The sequence below is a fragment of the Aeromonas sp. 601039 genome, from assembly GCF_049174415.1.
Taxonomy (GTDB): Bacteria; Pseudomonadota; Gammaproteobacteria; order Enterobacterales; family Aeromonadaceae; genus Aeromonas; species Aeromonas veronii_A.
In genome coordinates, this window is the sequence record NZ_JAAKTL010000001.1 from 152,719 (window position 1) to 168,815 (window position 16,097).

General features: G+C 61.0%; 16 protein-coding genes. 12 read left to right on the forward strand and 4 right to left on the reverse strand.

Features of this window, described 5'->3' with window-relative positions:
* Nucleotides 1-8 precede the first annotated feature (8 nt).
* The 7 genes from G5195_RS00680 to mltB all read left to right on the forward strand — a co-directional run bounded on the left by G5195_RS00680 (nucleotide 9) and on the right by mltB (nucleotide 8,212).
* Nucleotides 9-590, forward strand: coding sequence for a carboxymuconolactone decarboxylase family protein (locus G5195_RS00680; RefSeq protein ID WP_005344442.1), 582 nt, complete (start codon nucleotides 9-11; stop codon nucleotides 588-590).
* A complete protein-coding gene (locus G5195_RS00685) occupies nucleotides 590-2,743 on the forward strand; it encodes an FAD-dependent oxidoreductase (protein ID WP_421221463.1) in 2,154 nt (717 codons plus the stop codon). The genes G5195_RS00680 and G5195_RS00685 overlap by 1 nt, the downstream gene beginning before the upstream one ends.
* A 17-nt stretch (nucleotides 2,744-2,760) precedes the next feature.
* On the forward strand, nucleotides 2,761-3,981 hold the full coding sequence (locus G5195_RS00690) for an ABC transporter substrate-binding protein (RefSeq protein WP_421221462.1): 1,221 nt from the start codon (nucleotides 2,761-2,763) through the stop codon (nucleotides 3,979-3,981).
* A 77-nt stretch (nucleotides 3,982-4,058) separates the two neighbouring features.
* A complete protein-coding gene (locus G5195_RS00695; RefSeq protein WP_421221461.1) occupies nucleotides 4,059-5,693 on the forward strand; it encodes an ABC transporter permease in 1,635 nt (544 codons plus the stop codon).
* Between the two features lie 23 nt (nucleotides 5,694-5,716).
* Nucleotides 5,717-6,367 (forward strand): ATP-binding cassette domain-containing protein, encoded by a 651-nt coding sequence (locus G5195_RS00700; RefSeq protein ID WP_421221460.1) that lies wholly within the window; start codon nucleotides 5,717-5,719, stop codon nucleotides 6,365-6,367.
* 16 nt (nucleotides 6,368-6,383) lie between these two features.
* A complete protein-coding gene (locus G5195_RS00705; protein ID WP_042010154.1) occupies nucleotides 6,384-6,998 on the forward strand; it encodes a CDP-alcohol phosphatidyltransferase family protein in 615 nt (204 codons plus the stop codon).
* 131 nt (nucleotides 6,999-7,129) lie between these two features.
* Nucleotides 7,130-8,212, forward strand: a complete 1,083-nt coding sequence (gene mltB / locus G5195_RS00710) for a lytic murein transglycosylase B (RefSeq protein WP_227273366.1) — start codon at nucleotides 7,130-7,132, stop codon at nucleotides 8,210-8,212.
* A gap of 102 nt (nucleotides 8,213-8,314) precedes the next feature.
* Here the strand turns inward: mltB and pgm are convergent, their stop codons facing one another.
* Nucleotides 8,315-9,964 carry a phosphoglucomutase (alpha-D-glucose-1,6-bisphosphate-dependent) gene (pgm, locus tag G5195_RS00715; RefSeq protein ID WP_216954158.1) on the reverse strand — a complete coding sequence of 550 codons (1,650 nt, stop codon included), beginning with the start codon at nucleotides 9,962-9,964 and terminating at the stop codon, nucleotides 8,315-8,317.
* 58 nt (nucleotides 9,965-10,022) lie between these two features.
* Entirely contained in the window at nucleotides 10,023-10,532 is a 510-nt protein-coding gene (seqA, locus tag G5195_RS00720) for a replication initiation negative regulator SeqA (RefSeq protein WP_227273364.1), read from the reverse strand.
* A 274-nt stretch (nucleotides 10,533-10,806) separates the two neighbouring features.
* On the opposite strand from seqA, the gene G5195_RS00725 reads away from it, so the two are divergent.
* Genes G5195_RS00725 through fldA form a run of 4 tightly spaced genes read left to right on the forward strand, consistent with a single transcriptional unit; the run spans nucleotide 10,807 to nucleotide 12,747 of the window.
* Complete coding sequence (locus tag G5195_RS00725) at nucleotides 10,807-11,589, forward strand: alpha/beta fold hydrolase (protein ID WP_227273363.1); 783 nt, start codon at nucleotides 10,807-10,809, stop codon at nucleotides 11,587-11,589.
* 55 nt (nucleotides 11,590-11,644) lie between these two features.
* Complete coding sequence (locus G5195_RS00730) at nucleotides 11,645-11,866, forward strand: DUF2788 domain-containing protein (RefSeq protein ID WP_005334296.1); 222 nt, start codon at nucleotides 11,645-11,647, stop codon at nucleotides 11,864-11,866.
* 20 nt (nucleotides 11,867-11,886) lie between these two features.
* Nucleotides 11,887-12,183 (forward strand): LexA regulated protein, encoded by a 297-nt coding sequence (ybfE, locus tag G5195_RS00735; RefSeq protein ID WP_005334297.1) that lies wholly within the window; start codon nucleotides 11,887-11,889, stop codon nucleotides 12,181-12,183.
* Between the two features lie 39 nt (nucleotides 12,184-12,222).
* Nucleotides 12,223-12,747, forward strand: a complete 525-nt coding sequence (gene fldA, locus G5195_RS00740) for a flavodoxin FldA (RefSeq protein WP_005334298.1) — start codon at nucleotides 12,223-12,225, stop codon at nucleotides 12,745-12,747.
* A gap of 90 nt (nucleotides 12,748-12,837) precedes the next feature.
* Here the strand turns inward: fldA and G5195_RS00745 are convergent, their stop codons facing one another.
* On the reverse strand, nucleotides 12,838-13,311 hold the full coding sequence (locus tag G5195_RS00745; protein WP_005334300.1) for a DUF4442 domain-containing protein: 474 nt from the start codon (nucleotides 13,309-13,311) through the stop codon (nucleotides 12,838-12,840).
* A gap of 241 nt (nucleotides 13,312-13,552) precedes the next feature.
* Between G5195_RS00745 and fur the strand changes: the two genes are divergently transcribed.
* Entirely contained in the window at nucleotides 13,553-13,981 is a 429-nt protein-coding gene (gene fur, locus G5195_RS00750; RefSeq protein ID WP_005334301.1) for a ferric iron uptake transcriptional regulator, read from the forward strand.
* 114 nt (nucleotides 13,982-14,095) lie between these two features.
* On the opposite strand, the gene glnS is transcribed toward fur, so the two are convergent.
* Nucleotides 14,096-15,757: a glutamine--tRNA ligase gene (gene glnS / locus G5195_RS00755; protein WP_005334302.1), complete on the reverse strand. Its 1,662-nt coding sequence runs from the start codon at nucleotides 15,755-15,757 to the stop codon at nucleotides 14,096-14,098.
* Between the last annotated feature and the right edge of the window lie 340 nt (nucleotides 15,758-16,097).

Below are 16,097 nucleotides of genomic sequence, written 5' to 3' on the forward strand. Positions count from 1 at the left end.
GGTAACTGATGCGCGTTGAGGTCAAACCCGACCGGGAATATGCCTGGTTTATCCGCCCCTTTTTCTGGCTGCAAAAGCGCAACTATGGTCAGGTGCTTATTCCGGGCAAGTGCTGGGGCCGCTCGCCGCGCCTGTTTGCCGCCGTCGCCACCCTCTACGGGGTCATCAACCGCAAGCGCTCCCCCATCGATCCCGTGCTGCGCTCGCTGGTGACGGTGCGGGTCTCCCAGCTCAACTGGTGTCGTTTTTGCGTCGACATCAACGCCATGACCCTGGTAAAGAGAGCCGGCTCCAGCGAGAAGGTGGAGGCGCTGGCCAACTGGCGCGAAAGCTCCTTGTTTGACGAGCGGGAAAAAGCGGTGCTCGACTACACCGAAGCGATGACTGGCCTCGATGGGGTGAGCGATGAACAGGCGGCCCGCCTCAAGCCCTGGTTCGATGACGATGCCATGGTGGAGCTGACCGGCCTTATCGCCTTCCAGAACATGTCGGCCAAGTTCAACGCCGCCCTCGATATCGCACCGCAGGGCTTCTGCCAGCTGCCTGTGCAACCGGAACGCCCTGCCCAGCCAGACAGCAAGGACGCCTGATGAACCGGACCCGCCTGCTGCTTGCACTGGTGATGGGGAGCCTTATCGGCACCTTTTTTGCCCTCGATCTTGGCCGTTACCTCACTCTGGACGCCTTGCAGGCCCAGCAGGCGGCAGTGGCGCAATGGGTCGACAGTCACTTTGTCTCGGCCAGCCTGCTGTTCGTGCTTATCTATGTGCTGAGCACCGCCCTCTCCCTGCCCGGCGCCAGCCTGCTCACCCTGGGTGGTAGCGCAGTGTTCGGCGTCGCCTGGGGGCTGCTGCTGGTCTCCTTTGCCAGCACCATAGGCGCAACCCTGGCCTTTCTCAGCGCTCGTTTTCTGCTGCGCGACTGGGTCACCGCCCGCTTTGGCGACAAGCTGGCCACCTTTCAGTCCGGCATGGCGAAGGAGGGGGCCTTCTATCTGCTGAGCCTGCGCCTCATCCCCATCTTCCCCTTCTTTCTGGTCAATCTGCTGATGGGGCTCACCCCCATCAGAGTCAGCACCTACTACTGGGTCAGCCAGCTTGGCATGTTGCCCGGCACCTTCGTCTATGTGCTGGCGGGCAGCGAGCTTGGCCAGTTAACCAGCACCGGCAATATTCTCTCCCCCGGCCTGATGGTCGCGTTGACCCTGCTGGGGCTGATGCCCTGGCTGGTCAAGAAATTGACCGACAAGCTCGCGCTGCGCCGCTTGCTCTCCCCCTACCGCAAACCCGCTCGCTACGACTACAACCTGCTGGTGATCGGTGCCGGTGCAGGTGGGCTGGTCACCAGCTATATCGCGGCAGCGGTGAAGGCCAAGGTGGCGCTCATCGAGAAACACAAGATGGGGGGCGATTGCCTCAACAGCGGTTGCGTCCCCTCCAAGGCGCTGATCCGAAGCGCCCGCTTTGCCGCAGAGCAGCGTAAAGCCGACGAGCTGGGCTTTAGCCCAAGCCACTCCCGCGCCGATTTTACCGCCGTGATGGAGCGGGTAGCGGAGGTTATCAAGGAGGTCGAGCCACACGACTCCATCGAACGCTATCAGGGGCTTGGAGTGGAATGCATCGAAGGGGAGGCGCGGCTGGTCTCCCCCTGGGAGGTGGAAGTGAACGGCCAGCGCCTTGCCAGCCGTCATATCGTCATCGCCTCCGGCGCCCGGCCGCTGGTGCCCAAGCTGCCGGGGCTGGATCAGGTGCCTTACCTCACCTCGGATAGCCTCTGGCAGCTGCGCACTCCGCCGCGTCGCCTGCTGGTGCTGGGCGGTGGCCCTATCGGCTGCGAGCTGGCTCAGAGCTTCGCCCTGCTCGGCATTCCCGTGACCTTGGTGGAACTCTCGGAGCAACTGCTGCCCCGCGAAGATAGAGAGGTAGCCGACGCGCTGGCCGATCAAATAAGCCGCGATGGCGTGCAGCTACTCACCGGCTGGCGCGCCGAACGAGCCGACTATCTGCCCGCAGCCGATGGGGATCTCCCCATCCGGCTGCAACTGCGCCGTGGCGATGAGACACAGGTGGTGGAAGGGGATCAACTGCTGCTGGCACTGGGTCGGGTCGCCAATGTGAGCGGCTTCGGGCTCGAAGCGTTGGGGGTCGAGCTTGCCCCCAGCGGCACCCTAGCGGTCGATGGCTTCCTTGCCACCAACTTCCCCAGCATACTGGCGGTAGGAGACGTAGCGGGCCCTTACCAGTTCACCCACTTCGCCGCCCATCAGGCCTGGTATGCGGCAGTAAATGCCCTGTTTGGCCAGTTCAAGCGCTTTCGGGCCGACTATCGGGTTATTCCGGCGGCCACCTACACCACGCCGGAGATTGCCCGGGTCGGCCTCAATCGCAAGGAAGCCGAAGCGCAGAGGATCCCCTTCGAGGCGACCCGCTTCGAGCTGGCCGAGCTGGATCGCGCCATCGCCGATGGAGAGCGCCACGGTTTTGTCGAGGTGCTGACCGTGCCGGGCAAAGATACTATCCTTGGCGCCACCATAGTAGGCACTCACGCCGGTGAACGGATCGCCGAATTTGTGCTCGCCATGCGTCACCGCCTCGGCCTAGGCAAGATCCTCGGCACCATTCACGCCTACCCCACCCTGATGGAGGGGAACAAATACGTGGCGGGTGAATGGAAACGGGCCCACCAGCCTACCCGGGGGCTGGCGTTGCTGGCCCGTTATCACCGCTGGCGCCGTGGCGCCTGACAATCAGGGAAACGTTTATGCTCAAGCCATTCTCACAACTCTGCTCACACCTCAACTCACACTGCAGATCTCGGCTCAAACAGCGGCTAAACGCCCTGCTGTGCGCCCTGCCACTGCTGGCCAGCGGCCCGCTGTTAGCCAGCCCTGATGACAACTGGCAACAGACCCTTGAGGAGGCGAAGGGGCAGACCGTCTACTTCAACGCCTGGGGCGGCAGCCCGGAGATCAACGCCTATCTGGTGTGGGCCGGGCAGGAGCTGGCGCGCGACTATCAGGTCAAGCTGGTGCAGGTGAAGGTGGATGACATCGCCCAGAGCGTCAGCCAGTTGCTGGCCAACAAGCAGGCGGGCAAGCAAGCTGGCGGCCCCATCGACCTTCTCTGGGTCAACGGCGAGAACTTCAAGGCGCTCAAGGAGCAGGGGCTGCTCGGCGCTCCCTTTACCGCCGAGCTGCCCAACATGGCGCATGTAGATAGCACTCTGCCGGTGAGTGAGGACTTCACCCTGCCGGTGGAAGGGCTTGAAGCCCCCTGGGGCATTGGCCAGCTCAATCTGATGGTCGACACCGAGGAGGTCGCCAGAGCGCCCACCTCGGCAACAGCCCTGCTGGCGTGGGTCAAGGCCCATCCCGGTCGCTTCACCTATCCCAAGCCGCCCCAGTTCCATGGCTCCAGTTTTCTCAAGCAGATCCTGCTGGAGTTGACGCCAGACCCGGCCCCCCTCTATCGGGAAGCGACCGAGAGCGAGTTTACCCAACTCACCGCCCCGCTCTGGGCCTGGCTCGATGAGCTGCATCCGGCACTCTGGCGCAAGGGAAAACTGTTCCCTACCAGCGCTGCCGAGACCCGCCAACTGCTCGATGATGGCGAACTGGCCATGGCTATCAGCTTCAATCCGCAGGAGGCGCAGAGCGCTGCCCAGATTGGCGCCCTGCCCCCCAGTGTGGAAGCGGTCGCCATGGAGAAAGGGGCGCTCACCAACAGCCATTTTCTCGCCATCCCCTTCAACGCCAGTGCCCGTGCGGGTGCCAAGGTGGTGGCCAACTTCCTGCTGAGCCCGGCGGCGCAGGCACGAAAAGCCAATCCGGCCTTCTGGGGTGATCCCAGCGTGCTGCGGGCCGATGCCCTGCCTGACTCCGCCAAGGGGCAACCGGCACTGCGCTTCAAAGCGGTGGCCGAGCCTCACCCCAGCTGGCAGCTCAAGCTGGAAGCGGCCTGGGCCGAGCGTTACGGTCACTGATGAGTGCCGCTGGTCACCCGCTTTCCCGCTCCCGACCGTGGCGCCAGTTGACACGCCACCCCACTATGAGTACGGGGATGGCGGTCATTTATCTGGCACTCTTCGTCATCCCATTGCTGGCGGGGCTGTGGCAACTGCTGGCGGAGGGGATGGCCGCCTCTCATCTCGCCTTGCTGCTCGCCCAACCCGGTCTTTGGCACTCAGCAGCACTGAGCCTGTGGATTGGCGCCGCCTCGACCCTTGGCAGCCTGCTGTTGACCGCCCTGCTGCTGGCCCACAGCGACAGCCGGGCTTTCGGGCTGCTCCGTCGCCTGCTCTCGCCTATGCTGGCCATGCCCCACGTCGCCTTTGCCATCGGCTTTGCCTTTCTGCTCGCCCCCTCCGGCTGGCTGCTGCGGCTCCTCTCGCCAGCTCTAACGGGGTTTGATCTTCCCCCCGATTGGCAAACCATTCGGGATCCTTGGGGGCTCGGGCTGATTGCACTGCTCGTTTTCAAGGAGACCCCCTTTTTGCTGCTGATGGCGATGGCCGCGCAGCAACCCATCCAGCTGGCACGCCAGCAGTGGCTGGGGACAAGCCTTGGCTTCAGCGCCCCCCAGATCTGGTGGCGCCTGCTGCTGCCGGCGCTCTGGCCTGCCCTGCGCCTGCCCATTTATGCGGTGGCGGCCTACGGAGTGGCGGTGGTGGATCTCGCCCAGCTGCTCGGGCCTGACACCCCCGCCCCGCTGGCGGTACGGCTGTGGCTTTGGTATCAGGATCCGGATCTGCTCTGGCGCGGCGCCACCGCCAGCGGCGCCCTGCTGCTGCTCGCTATCACGGCGCTGCTGATCGCCATGCTCAGATTACTGGAGTGGCTTCATCAAGAGGTGGGCAAAGGCTGCTGGCTCGATGGCAAACGAGCTGCGTCCCACTCCTTTGCCAACCGGCTCGCAGCAGGCTCTGCACTCACTCTGATCACCCTCAATCTGGCGGTGCTGGCGGCCCTGCTGCTCTGGTCACTGGCGCGCCGCTGGCCCTTTCCCGCCCTCTGGCCCAGCCAGTGGAGCAGTCATTACTGGCTGGAACTGCTGCCAACCCTGCTGCCACTGCTGGCAACCAGCGTACTGCTGGCGCTGGTGAGCGGCTTGCTGGCACTGGGAATGGCGGTGTGTAGTCTGGAGGCGCAAGCCGGGCGCCGCCCCTGGCCGCTCTGGCTCATCTGCCTGCCGCTGTTGCTGCCACAGGCTAGCCTGCTGTTTGGTATCCGGCTCGGGTTGGACTGGCTTGCACATGACGCGATAAGCAGCGGCATTGGCTGGGGCTGGGTGCTCTGGAGCCAGCTGCTGTTTGTCTTTCCCTATGTCTATTTGTGTCTGCTCGGCCCCTATCGCCAGTTCGATCCACGGATCACCCAGAGCGCCCTGCTGCTGGGGGCAACGCCATGGCGAGCCTGGTGGCAAGTGAAAGCGCCGCTGCTGGCGCGCCCGCTGCTGTTTGCCTTCAGCGTCGGGGCGGCGGTGAGTTTGGCCCAGTATCTGCCGACCCTGCTCTTTGGTGCTGGCAGAGTGGTCACCATCACCACCGAAGCGGTGGCCATCGGCAGCGGCCTCAACCGGCGGCTGGCGGGGCTCTACGGCCTGCTGCAACTGCTGCTGCCGCTCGTTATCTATCTGCTGGCGCTATGGCTGCCAGCGCGGATCAATCCGGCGCTCAAGGGGGGCGGCTCACGATGAACTCTCACGATGGAAACAGCCATATGCTGAGCACCACGCCTCTTCGACTTTACCTTGATGAAAATCTGCTGCTTTCGCTGCCCCCCCTGCAGGTGGCCCCCGGCGAGGTATTGACCCTGATGGGGCCAAGCGGCTGCGGCAAAAGCTCCCTGCTGGCGGGGCTGGCCGGGGTACTACCGAGCGCGCAGACAGAAAATGGCCCGATCCGGCTGGAGGGGGAGATAAGGCTCGGCGAGCGGCCACTCAACACCTTGCCTGCGCAAGCGCGGCGCATCGGCATGCTGTTTCAGGATGACCTGCTGTTTGACCATCTGACGGTGGCGGAGAACCTGATGTTCGGCATGCCTGCGATCATCAAGGGAAAACGTGCGCGGCGGGAAAAGGCGTTGGCCGCATTGGCGCAGGTCGCACTGGCAGATCAGGCTGACAAGCTGCCACAGCTGCTGTCAGGGGGGCAGCGGGCGCGGGTCAGCCTGCTGCGAGCCCTGCTGGCGGAACCCGACGCCCTGCTGCTGGACGAGCCCTTCTCCCGCCTCGACAAGCCGCTGCGGGCCGCCTTTCGCGAGCTGGTGTTCGCGCAGATCAAGGCGCTGGCCATCCCCGCCATCTTGGTGACCCACGATGCGGAAGACGCACCGGGCACCATACTCAACCTCACCGAATGCCACTGTTAACCGAGGAGTGTTCACCTTGTTTGATCGCCATCTGATCCCCGTGATCCGCAGCCCCCTCACCCAGCTTGCCAAACCGCTCTGCCGCGCCGGGATCAGTGCCAATCAGGTGAGCCTCACCGGCTTTGCCATCGGCATGTTGGCGCTGCCGCTACTGGCCTTTGGCTGCTATCAATGGGCGCTCGCAGCCATTCTGCTCAACCGGCTGCTGGACGGGCTCGATGGCGCCGTGGCGCGGGAAACCGGCATCACCGACTGCGGCGGCTTTCTCGACATCACCCTCGACTTTATTTTCTACGCCGCCGTGGTGCTGGGCTTTGCCCTCGCCGCCCCCGCCAATGCGCTGCCCGCCGCCACCCTGCTGTTTGCCTTTATGGGCACCGGCTCGAGCTTTCTGGCGTTTGCCATCATGGCGGGCAAGCGGGGCATCGACAATCCGGTCTACCACCACAAATCCCTCTACTATCTGGGCGGCCTCACCGAGGGGAGCGAGACCATCGCCCTCTTTGTGCTGATGTGCCTGTGGCCCGCCGCCTTCGCCCCGCTCGCCTACGGCTTTGCCCTGCTCTGCGCCATCACCACCCTGACCCGACTCTGGAGCGGCTACCACACTCTACGTCCCCCCCAGCCATAAACAGCACAGCCCTCACCGGAGGGCTAATCCATCGCACGATGAATTGGCGGCAAACAAGGCGCACGGAACACTTGCACGGGGATGACAATGTTTTACCATTGCGACACTTTATCAGTCTCTTTGAGAACCCTATGCGTCGCCTTGCCTCTCTTCTCACTCTGTCATTATTCCCCCTGCTCGGTGGCTGCAGCAGCGCCCCCGCGCCAAAGCCCGTGGTCGTCCCCCAACCCAAGAGCGCCTTTATCAATCAGGCGCCATCGAGCAAACCCGTTTATACACAAGGGGTTAGCAAGGGGGACTTCGCCAATCGCCCCAACGTGGACCGGTTCGTCCAGAAGATGGTCGAGAAGCACGGTTTTGACAACGCCCAGCTGCATCAGGTGCTGGCACAGGCAGAGCGTTACGACTGGATCATCCGCCTGATGGATGCCCAGGCGCCGACCACCGCCAAGCCCACTGGCCCGACCGGTGCCTGGAACCGTTATCGCGCCAAGTTCATCACCCCCGACAACGTACAGAACGGCGTCAACTTCTGGCGTGAATACGCAAGCGAGCTGAACCGGGCGGAGCAGATCTACGGGGTGCCGCCTGAGATCATCGTCGGCATTATCGGGGTCGAGACCCGCTGGGGCCGGGTGATGGGCAAGACCCGCATTCTGGATGCGCTGGCCACCCTGGCGTTTGATTATCCGCGTCGCGCCGAGTTCTTCACGAGCGAGCTGGAAGCCTTCCTGGTGATGACCCGCGATGAGGGGATGGACCCCACCGAACCGAAGGGCTCCTATGCGGGCGCCATGGGCTACGGCCAGTTTATGCCCTCCAGCTTCCAGCGCTATGCGGTGGACTTTGACGGCAACGGCCACACCAACCTGTGGGATCCGGTGGATGCCATCGGCAGCGTCGCCAACTACTTCAAGGCCCACGGCTGGGAGAAAGGTCAACCGGTGGCGGTGCGCGGTCAGGGCCAACTGCCCGGCTACGAGCACGGCTTCCAGACCCGCTACCCGGTCGCCACCCTGCGCCGCGCAGGGCTGACGCCCACCAGCCCCCTCGGCAACCACAGCGAGTCGAGCCTGCTGCGTCTCGATGTCGGCACCGGCTACCAATACTGGTACGGCCTGCCCAACTTCTACACCATCACCCGCTACAACCACAGCACCCACTACGCCATGGCGGTATGGCAGTTGGGGCTGGCGGTGAAGGCGGCGCGCTGACAACTCGCTGGCATAAAACAGACAATGAAAAAGGAGCCATCATGGCTCCTTTTTTATATCCAACGTTCAACCCCATCAGGGGCTCAAGGATGACTACCTGATTTAGACGCCTGCCTTGGCCAGCGCAGCGGAGACGATCTGCTGGGCCTCTTGCTGGATGAGGTCGAGGTGCGTGTCGCCCTTGAAGCTCTCCATGTAGATCTTGTAGATGGACTCAGTGCCAGAGGGGCGCGCCGCGAACCAGCCGTTCTCGGTCACCACCTTGAGGCCGCCGATGGCGGCATCGTTGCCCGGCGCCTTGGTCAGCTTGGCGATGATGGGCTCACCCGCCAGAGTGGAGGCTTCCACCAGTGCCGGATCCAGCTTGGAGAGCACGGCTTTCTGGGCGCTGTTGGCCGGGGCGTCGATGCGGCGGTAGCTGGAGCGGCCAAATTTGGCTTCCAGTGCGTCGTAATGAGCCTGCGGATCCTTGCCGGTGACCGCCAGAATTTCTGCCGCCAGCAGCGCCAGAATGAAGCCATCCTTGTCGGTGGTCCAGACGGTGCCATCTTTGCGCAGGAAGGAGGCGCCTGCGCTCTCCTCGCCACCAAAGCCGAACTCGCCGCTGTAGAGGCCATCCACGAACCACTTGAAGCCGACCGGCACCTCTTTCAGGGTGCGGCCAATCTCGCCGGCCACCCGGTCGATCATGGAGGAAGAGACCAGCGTCTTGCCGACGGCCGCATCCGCAGACCAGCCGGTGCGGTGGGTAAACAGATACTGGATCGCTACCGCCAGATAGTGGTTCGGGTTCATCAGGCCGGACTTGGTGACGATGCCGTGACGGTCGTAGTCAGGGTCGTTGCCAAGGGCGATGTCGAACTTGTCCTTGAGCGCGATCAGGCTGGCCATGGCGAACGGGCTGGAGCAGTCCATCCGGATCTTGCCGTCTTTATCCAGGGTCATGAAGGAGAAAGTCGGGTCGACCTTGTAGTTCACCACCTCGATGTTCAGGCCATAGGTCTTGGCGATGACGTCCCAGTAGGCGACGCCGGAGCCGCCCAGCGGATCGACACCGATCTTGATTCCCGCGTTCTTGATGGCATCCATGTCCAGCACGTTCTTCAGATCATCCACATAGGGGGTGACATAGTCGTGCTCGACCACGAACGGGCTCTTGAGCGCCTCGGCGAACGGCATGCGCTTCACGCCGGCCAGACCCGCTTCCAGAATGGCGTTGGCACGATCCTCGACCCACTTGGTGATCTCCCCTTCGGCGGGGCCACCGTGAGGCGGGTTGTACTTGAAGCCACCATCTTCCGGCGGGTTGTGGGACGGAGTGATCACCACGCCGTCAGCACGGGCAGCCGGTTTGCCTGCATTGTGGCGCAGGATGGCGTGAGAGATGACCGGGGTCGGGGTAAAACCGAGGCCGGCCTGAATGCGGGTTTCAACGCCGTTGGCGGCCAGCACTTCGACGGCGCTGGCAAAGGCGGATTCGGACAGAGCGTGAGTATCCATGCCGACAAACAGCGGGCCAGTGATGCCGGCCTGCTGGCGATACTCCACCAGCGCCTGGGTCACCGCCAGAATATGGGATTCGGTAAAGGCGCTGTGCAGGGCGCTGCCGCGGTGGCCGGAGGTACCGAAGGCAACTCGCTGCTCGGGGCGGCTCATGTCCGGCTTGTTGAGGTAGTAGGCGCTGACCAGACGGGGAATGTTGGTCAGGTCGCTTAAACGGGCCGGCTGACCGGCGTGGGAATGCTGAGCCATGGCGTTTTCCTTGCGTAATGGCGGCCTTGCCGGGCAAGGCCTGAGTCTTGAAAAACCGTTAGATTGCGCCGCACACCTGCGCGATCACCTCGTCGCCGTAACCCATGCTGCTCATCAGCTGGGCCACCATGTTCTGCTTGCGACTGGTGTTGGTGTTGGTGATTACCCAGAACGGGGTTTCCGGTACCGGCTTGGGCTTGGTGGTGCTGCCACTGGCGCGCAGAGCCTCGGGATCCCGCGAGAAATAGACGCGCTTGCGCCCCTTGATTTCGGTGGCCTGGGTAAACCCGACCGGATCATCCCGGTAGAGGGTACTCAGCACCTGCATGAAACGGTTGATGGACTTCTCTTCCTGCTGCAGCTCGCCAGAATCAAGCAGGGCTTGCAGCCCTTGCCGGGTGGCTACCGCACTGGGCTGCGCGACGGCAACGGGCTCGGCAACCGGCACACCTTGGTTAGCAGGCTGTTCCAGCAGACGGCGCAGGATATCGGAGGCACTCTCACCAATGTGCCGGGTCTGGCTGGCGATATAGAAGTAGAGATCGTCATCAAGCTCGATGGTTTTCATAGGGATGCGCTGGACTCGTCGAAATTCGGATGCGGCGATTATACATAGGCAAACCCGACAGCCCAAGCAAGGGGCTGGCAGATGTACATGAATCTCATCGAGAATACGGCATAATAGCGGCCCAAGTGTGTGATCAGCCGCACTGATAGCCGATCCGGACGGGATTTTTTAGAAAAAAAACCACATAAAATCCCAATCCATTGGACGAAATCCTTTTCTTTCCAGTGCGTTAAATAAAACAGCGATACGCACCCACGACCGACAAGGTGTCATTTTGCAACAAAACAGCATATTGAACTTCAAGGAGCAGGGTCAGGGACCGGCGGTCATTCTGATCCACGGCCTGTTTGGCAGCCTCGACAACCTCGGCCTGCTGGCCCGTGCCCTCGGCGAACACTATCGGGTGGTCAGCGTCGATCTGCGCAACCACGGAGCCTCCTTTCATAGCAGCGAGATGAGCTATCCGGCGCAAGCGGCCGACATCCTGACCCTGATGGATCGGCTGGAGATTGCCGAAGCCACCCTGATTGGCCACTCGATGGGTGGCAAGGTGGCGATGCAGGTCGCCAAGCTGGCGCCAGAGCGGGTGACCAAACTGGTGGTGGCCGACATGGCGCCGGTCGCCTATCCCCACTCCCGCCACCAGAATGTCTTTGCCGGACTCAACGCCACACGACGCACGCCGCCGCAAAGCCGCAGTGAAGCAGAAGCCATGCTGGCGCAGCATATCGAGATCGCCGGGGTACGCCAGTTCCTGCTCAAATCGTTCGCCAGAGGCGAGCATGGCTGGGGATGGTGCTTCAATGTGCCCGCCCTTGAGCAAAACTACGCCAACATCATGGGCTGGCCAGAGGATGAACGCCGCTTCGAGGGGCAGGTGCTCTTTATCAAAGGGGGGGATTCTGACTATATGCAGCCCCAATACAGCGAGACGGCACTGGCCCAATTCCCGGCGGCAAAGGTGCGTGTCATCGCGGGTACCGGCCACTGGCTGCATGCGGAAAAACCGGCTCTGTTCAACAAATTGGTTGTGGATTTCCTGTCGACAGGCGGTTAACAGTTTCAAATCCTTTGTGATATAGTGCGCCGGTCATAAGGAGTGTGCGCAATCCATGCTAAGTGAACATATCGACCTGATCGAAAGTTTGGGCCTCAAGTTATTCTTTGTGGCCATTTTCATATTGATTGGCCTGGCCATTCAGGACGTGCTCAAGCGCGGCAACGTGCCCCGTTTCGGTCGTTTTATCGTCTGGTTGGTACTGTTTCTGGGTTGTGCGGGTTTTGTCGCCAAGGGGCTGATCGAACTGGGCTGGGAAGGCTCAGGACTCGGCTAACTTATTTTCATCTGTGATGTATGGCCAAACAGCAAACTGATCGAACAACACTGGATCTGTTCGCAAATGAGAAGCGCCCCGGCAGGCCAAAGACCAATCCACTCCCCCGCGAGACCCAGCTCAAGATCAACAAGCGTAACCAGCTTAAGCGCGATCGGGAAAATGGGCTGAAGCGGGTAGAGTTAAAGGTGGAGGCCGAGTTGCTGGAGCGCCTGAACCAACTTGCGTTACAACAGAACATCAGCCGAGCCGAGCTGATCCAATCTATCCTGAAACAACAGATTGAGTCCGCCTTTGCGGTGGACATTGCAGTCTGAGCGTTGAGCATTAACACCAAATACGGGTAACTAAACACTATGGCAAGTGTAGGTCTGTTTTTTGGCAGCGATACCGGTAACACCGAAGCTGTCGCCAAGATGATCCAGAAAGAGCTGGGCAAAAACCTGATTGAAGTCCGTGACATCGCCAAGAGCAGCAAGGCCGACATCGAGAGCTTTGATCTGCTGATGTTCGGCATCCCGACTTGGTACTACGGCGAAGCCCAGGCCGACTGGGACGACTTCTTCCCCGATCTGGGCGAAATCGACTTCACCAACAAGCTGGTCGCCATCTTCGGTTGCGGTGATCAGGAAGACTATTCCGAGTACTTCCTCGACGCCATGGGCACCCTGCGCGACATCGTCGAAGCCAAAGGCGCCATCATCATCGGTCACTGGCCGACTGCCGGCTACGAGTTCGAAGCCTCCAAGGCACTGGTCGATGACAAGCACTTTGTCGGTCTGGGTATCGATGAAGATCGCCAGCCGGAGCTGACCGCCGAGCGCGTCAAGGGCTGGTGCAAGCAGCTGCACGAAGAGATGTGCCTGGGCGAGCTGGAGTAATCCGCCTCCCCTCATACCTCTGACAACAAGGGCCCCGACGGGGCCCTTGTTGTATCTGCTTGTTGCGATGCCTGCCTTTATTCTTCCCTGTTATTCACCTCTGTGCTCCGGTTTGGCCCGCACATAGAGGGTGCGCTTGACCTGCGCCACCAGCTCGCCGCTCTTGTCTTGTACCGTCACCTCGAATTCGGGGAAATGCTTGTTGCCACCTTCAGTCGCCGCCACGATTTCGGCCAGCTTGCCCTCGGTCAGGTTGAACTCGGCCACCAGCTTGCCCTTGCCCGGCTTGATGTAGTTGATGCTGCCCGCCTTGTCCCAGACGTAGTAGCGATTCTTGAAGTAGCCCATCAGCATCAGCGGATAGATGGGGTCCGTCATGGCAAACATGCTGCCGCCAAACTGGGTGCGGTTGGCGTTCTTGTTCCACCAGCGGGATTTGAGGGTCACCCGGCAGTAGCGAAAGTCATCGCTCAGGGTCTCTATCTTGATACCGGCCCCCCAGAAAGGGGGCCAGGCGTTGAGTGCGCGGCGCACCCAGGCCGCATTGTCAAAAAGCCAATCCATGGATCTCATCCGACCAGAATATGAAAGTTACATCTTATCAACATCTGCCATGCCAGCAAGTCGGACGACACGATTGATTATTTCAATCCAACCGGCCATTTATGGCTAAACCCCTTGAATTGCTGGGTTTATTTTTAGGGAGGCTACGACCTATAATGGCAGGCCAAGCGAGTTCAAGGTTGCCATTCCTGCGGCAGTCCATCAGAATAACCCCACCTTCGAGAATGCGAATAAGTAGAATATGGCAGACAACAACCAAGCGTTAAAAAAGGCCGGGCTCAAGATCACCTTGCCCCGGGTCAAAATCCTGGAAATCCTGCAACAGCCGGACTGCCAGCACACCAGCGCCGAAGATCTCTATAAACGACTGATCGACCTGGGTGAAGAGATTGGTCTCGCTACCGTCTATCGCGTTCTCAACCAGTTTGATGATGCCGGTATCGTTACCCGTCACCACTTCGAAGGTGGCAAGTCGGTATTCGAGCTGGCCACTCAGGAGCACCACGACCACCTGGTTTGCCTTGACTGCGGCAAGGTGATCGAGTTCTCCGACGAAGTGATCGAACAGCGCCAGCGCGAGATCGCCAAGAAATTCAATATCCGTCTCACCAACCACAGCCTCTACCTCTACGGTCACTGTGCAACAGGTGAGTGCAAGCACGACGAATAAGTCGCCCGTGACTTGCAGATAACGGACAATAAAAAGCCAGCATCAGCTGGCTTTTTATTGTCCGGCGCAGGCCGTTGGCATCGCACAGGGCAGGGTCTCCCCTGCCCCATCGGCTTAGCCTTCGACTTTGCCCCAGGAGTCACGCAGGGCAACGGTGCGGTTGAACACCAGATGCTCCGGGCTGGAGAGCTTGTTGTCGGCGCAGAAGTAACCTTCACGCTCGAACTGGTAAGCCTGCTCCGGCTTGGCGTTCTTCAGGGATGCCTCGACACGGGCCCCCTCGATGATCACCAGGGATTCCGGGTTCAGCGCAGCTTCAAAGTCATCCTCGGCGCCCGGGTTCGGCACCTTGAACAGACGGTCGTAAAGACGCACTTCCGCTGGCAGGGAGTGAGTGGCGCTGACCCAGTGGATCACCCCTTTCACCTTGCGGCCATCGGCCGGATCCTTGCCCAGAGTCTCGGGGTCGTAGGAGCAGTAGATGCAGGTGACCTTGCCATCGGCATCTTTCTCGATGCGCTCGGCCTTGATCACATAGGCATTGCGCAGACGCACTTCCTTGCCCAGCACCAGACGCTTGAACTGCTTGTTCGCCTCTTCTTTGAAGTCCGCTTCATCGATGAAGATCTCGCGTGTGAAGTTCAGCTCGCGGGTACCCATCTCGGCATTGCTCGGGTGGGCCGGGGCTGTCAGCACTTCGTCGGCAGCCAGGTTCTCGATGACCACTTTCACTGGATGCAGCACGGCCATGGCGCGCGGCGCATGCTCGTTGAGGTCTTCGCGGATGCAGGCTTCCAGCATGCTCATCTCGACGATGTTGTCCTGCTTGGTGACGCCGATGCGCTTGCAGAACTCGCGGATGGAGGCCGGGGTGTAACCACGACGACGCAGACCGGAGACGGTCAGCATGCGCGGGTCATCCCAACCATCGACGTGCTTCTCGGTCACCAGCAGGTTCAGCTTGCGCTTGGACATGACGGTGTATTCGAGGTTCAGACGAGAGAACTCGTACTGACGCGGATGGCAGTCGATGGTGATGTTGTCCAGCACCCAGTCGTACAGGCGACGGTTGTCCTGGAACTCCAGGGTACAGATGGAGTGGGTGATCCCTTCCAGCGCGTCCGAGATGCAGTGGGTGAAGTCATACATCGGGTAGATGCACCACTTGTCACCGGTCTGGTGGTGGTGGGCAAACTTGATGCGGTAGATAACCGGATCGCGCATCACCATGAAGGGGGATGCCATGTCGATCTTGGCGCGCAGGCAGGCGGTGCCTTCGGCGAACTCGCCGTTCTTCATCTTGGCAAACAGCGCCAGGTTCTCTTCCACGCTGCGATCTCGGAACGGGCTGTTCTTGCCAGCTTCAGTCAGGGTGCCACGGTACTCGCGCATCTGCTCGGGCGTCAGCTCGTCCACATAGGCCAGACCCTTTTCAATCAGCTCGATGGCGTAGCCGTGCAGCTTGTCGAAATAGTCGGAGGAGTAGCAGATCTCGCCGTTCCACTGGAAGCCGAGCCACTGTACGTCCTGCTTGATGGACTCTACGTACTCGATATCTTCCTTCACCGGGTTGGTGTCATCGAAACGCAGGTTGCACTGGCCCTGATAGTCGCGGGCGATGCCGAAGTTCAGGCAGATTGATTTGGCGTGGCCGATATGGAGATAACCGTTCGGCTCGGGCGGAAAACGGGTATGCACGCTGCTGTGCTTACCGCTGGCCAGATCTTCATCAATGATCTGACGAATAAAGTTAGTTGGGCTGTTCGCCTGACTCATGGCTCACCTCAAAAAAGCGTCACTGGCGGAAGTTGTGCCGGCTGGCACCCTCATCCCCCCGCCGTCAAGCCGGATATGATCCCTTATTACGGGCGCTGTCTCAACCTGAATTTGGCACTTCCGGGCCATTTCCCGGCCATTGCGCCGCTAAAAACGGCGTGGCTTGGCACATTGCACCCCAAATGCATAAAAAAGCCCCGCACTAGGCGGGGCTGAAAGTGATGAAAAACACAAAACAGACAATTACACACAACAAAGGCTCACACGCACAGTCAACCTTTCCCAAATCCGATGCGCCATCGCCCTTGGGAAAGGCGGGTCTTGCGACCCACCTCATGTT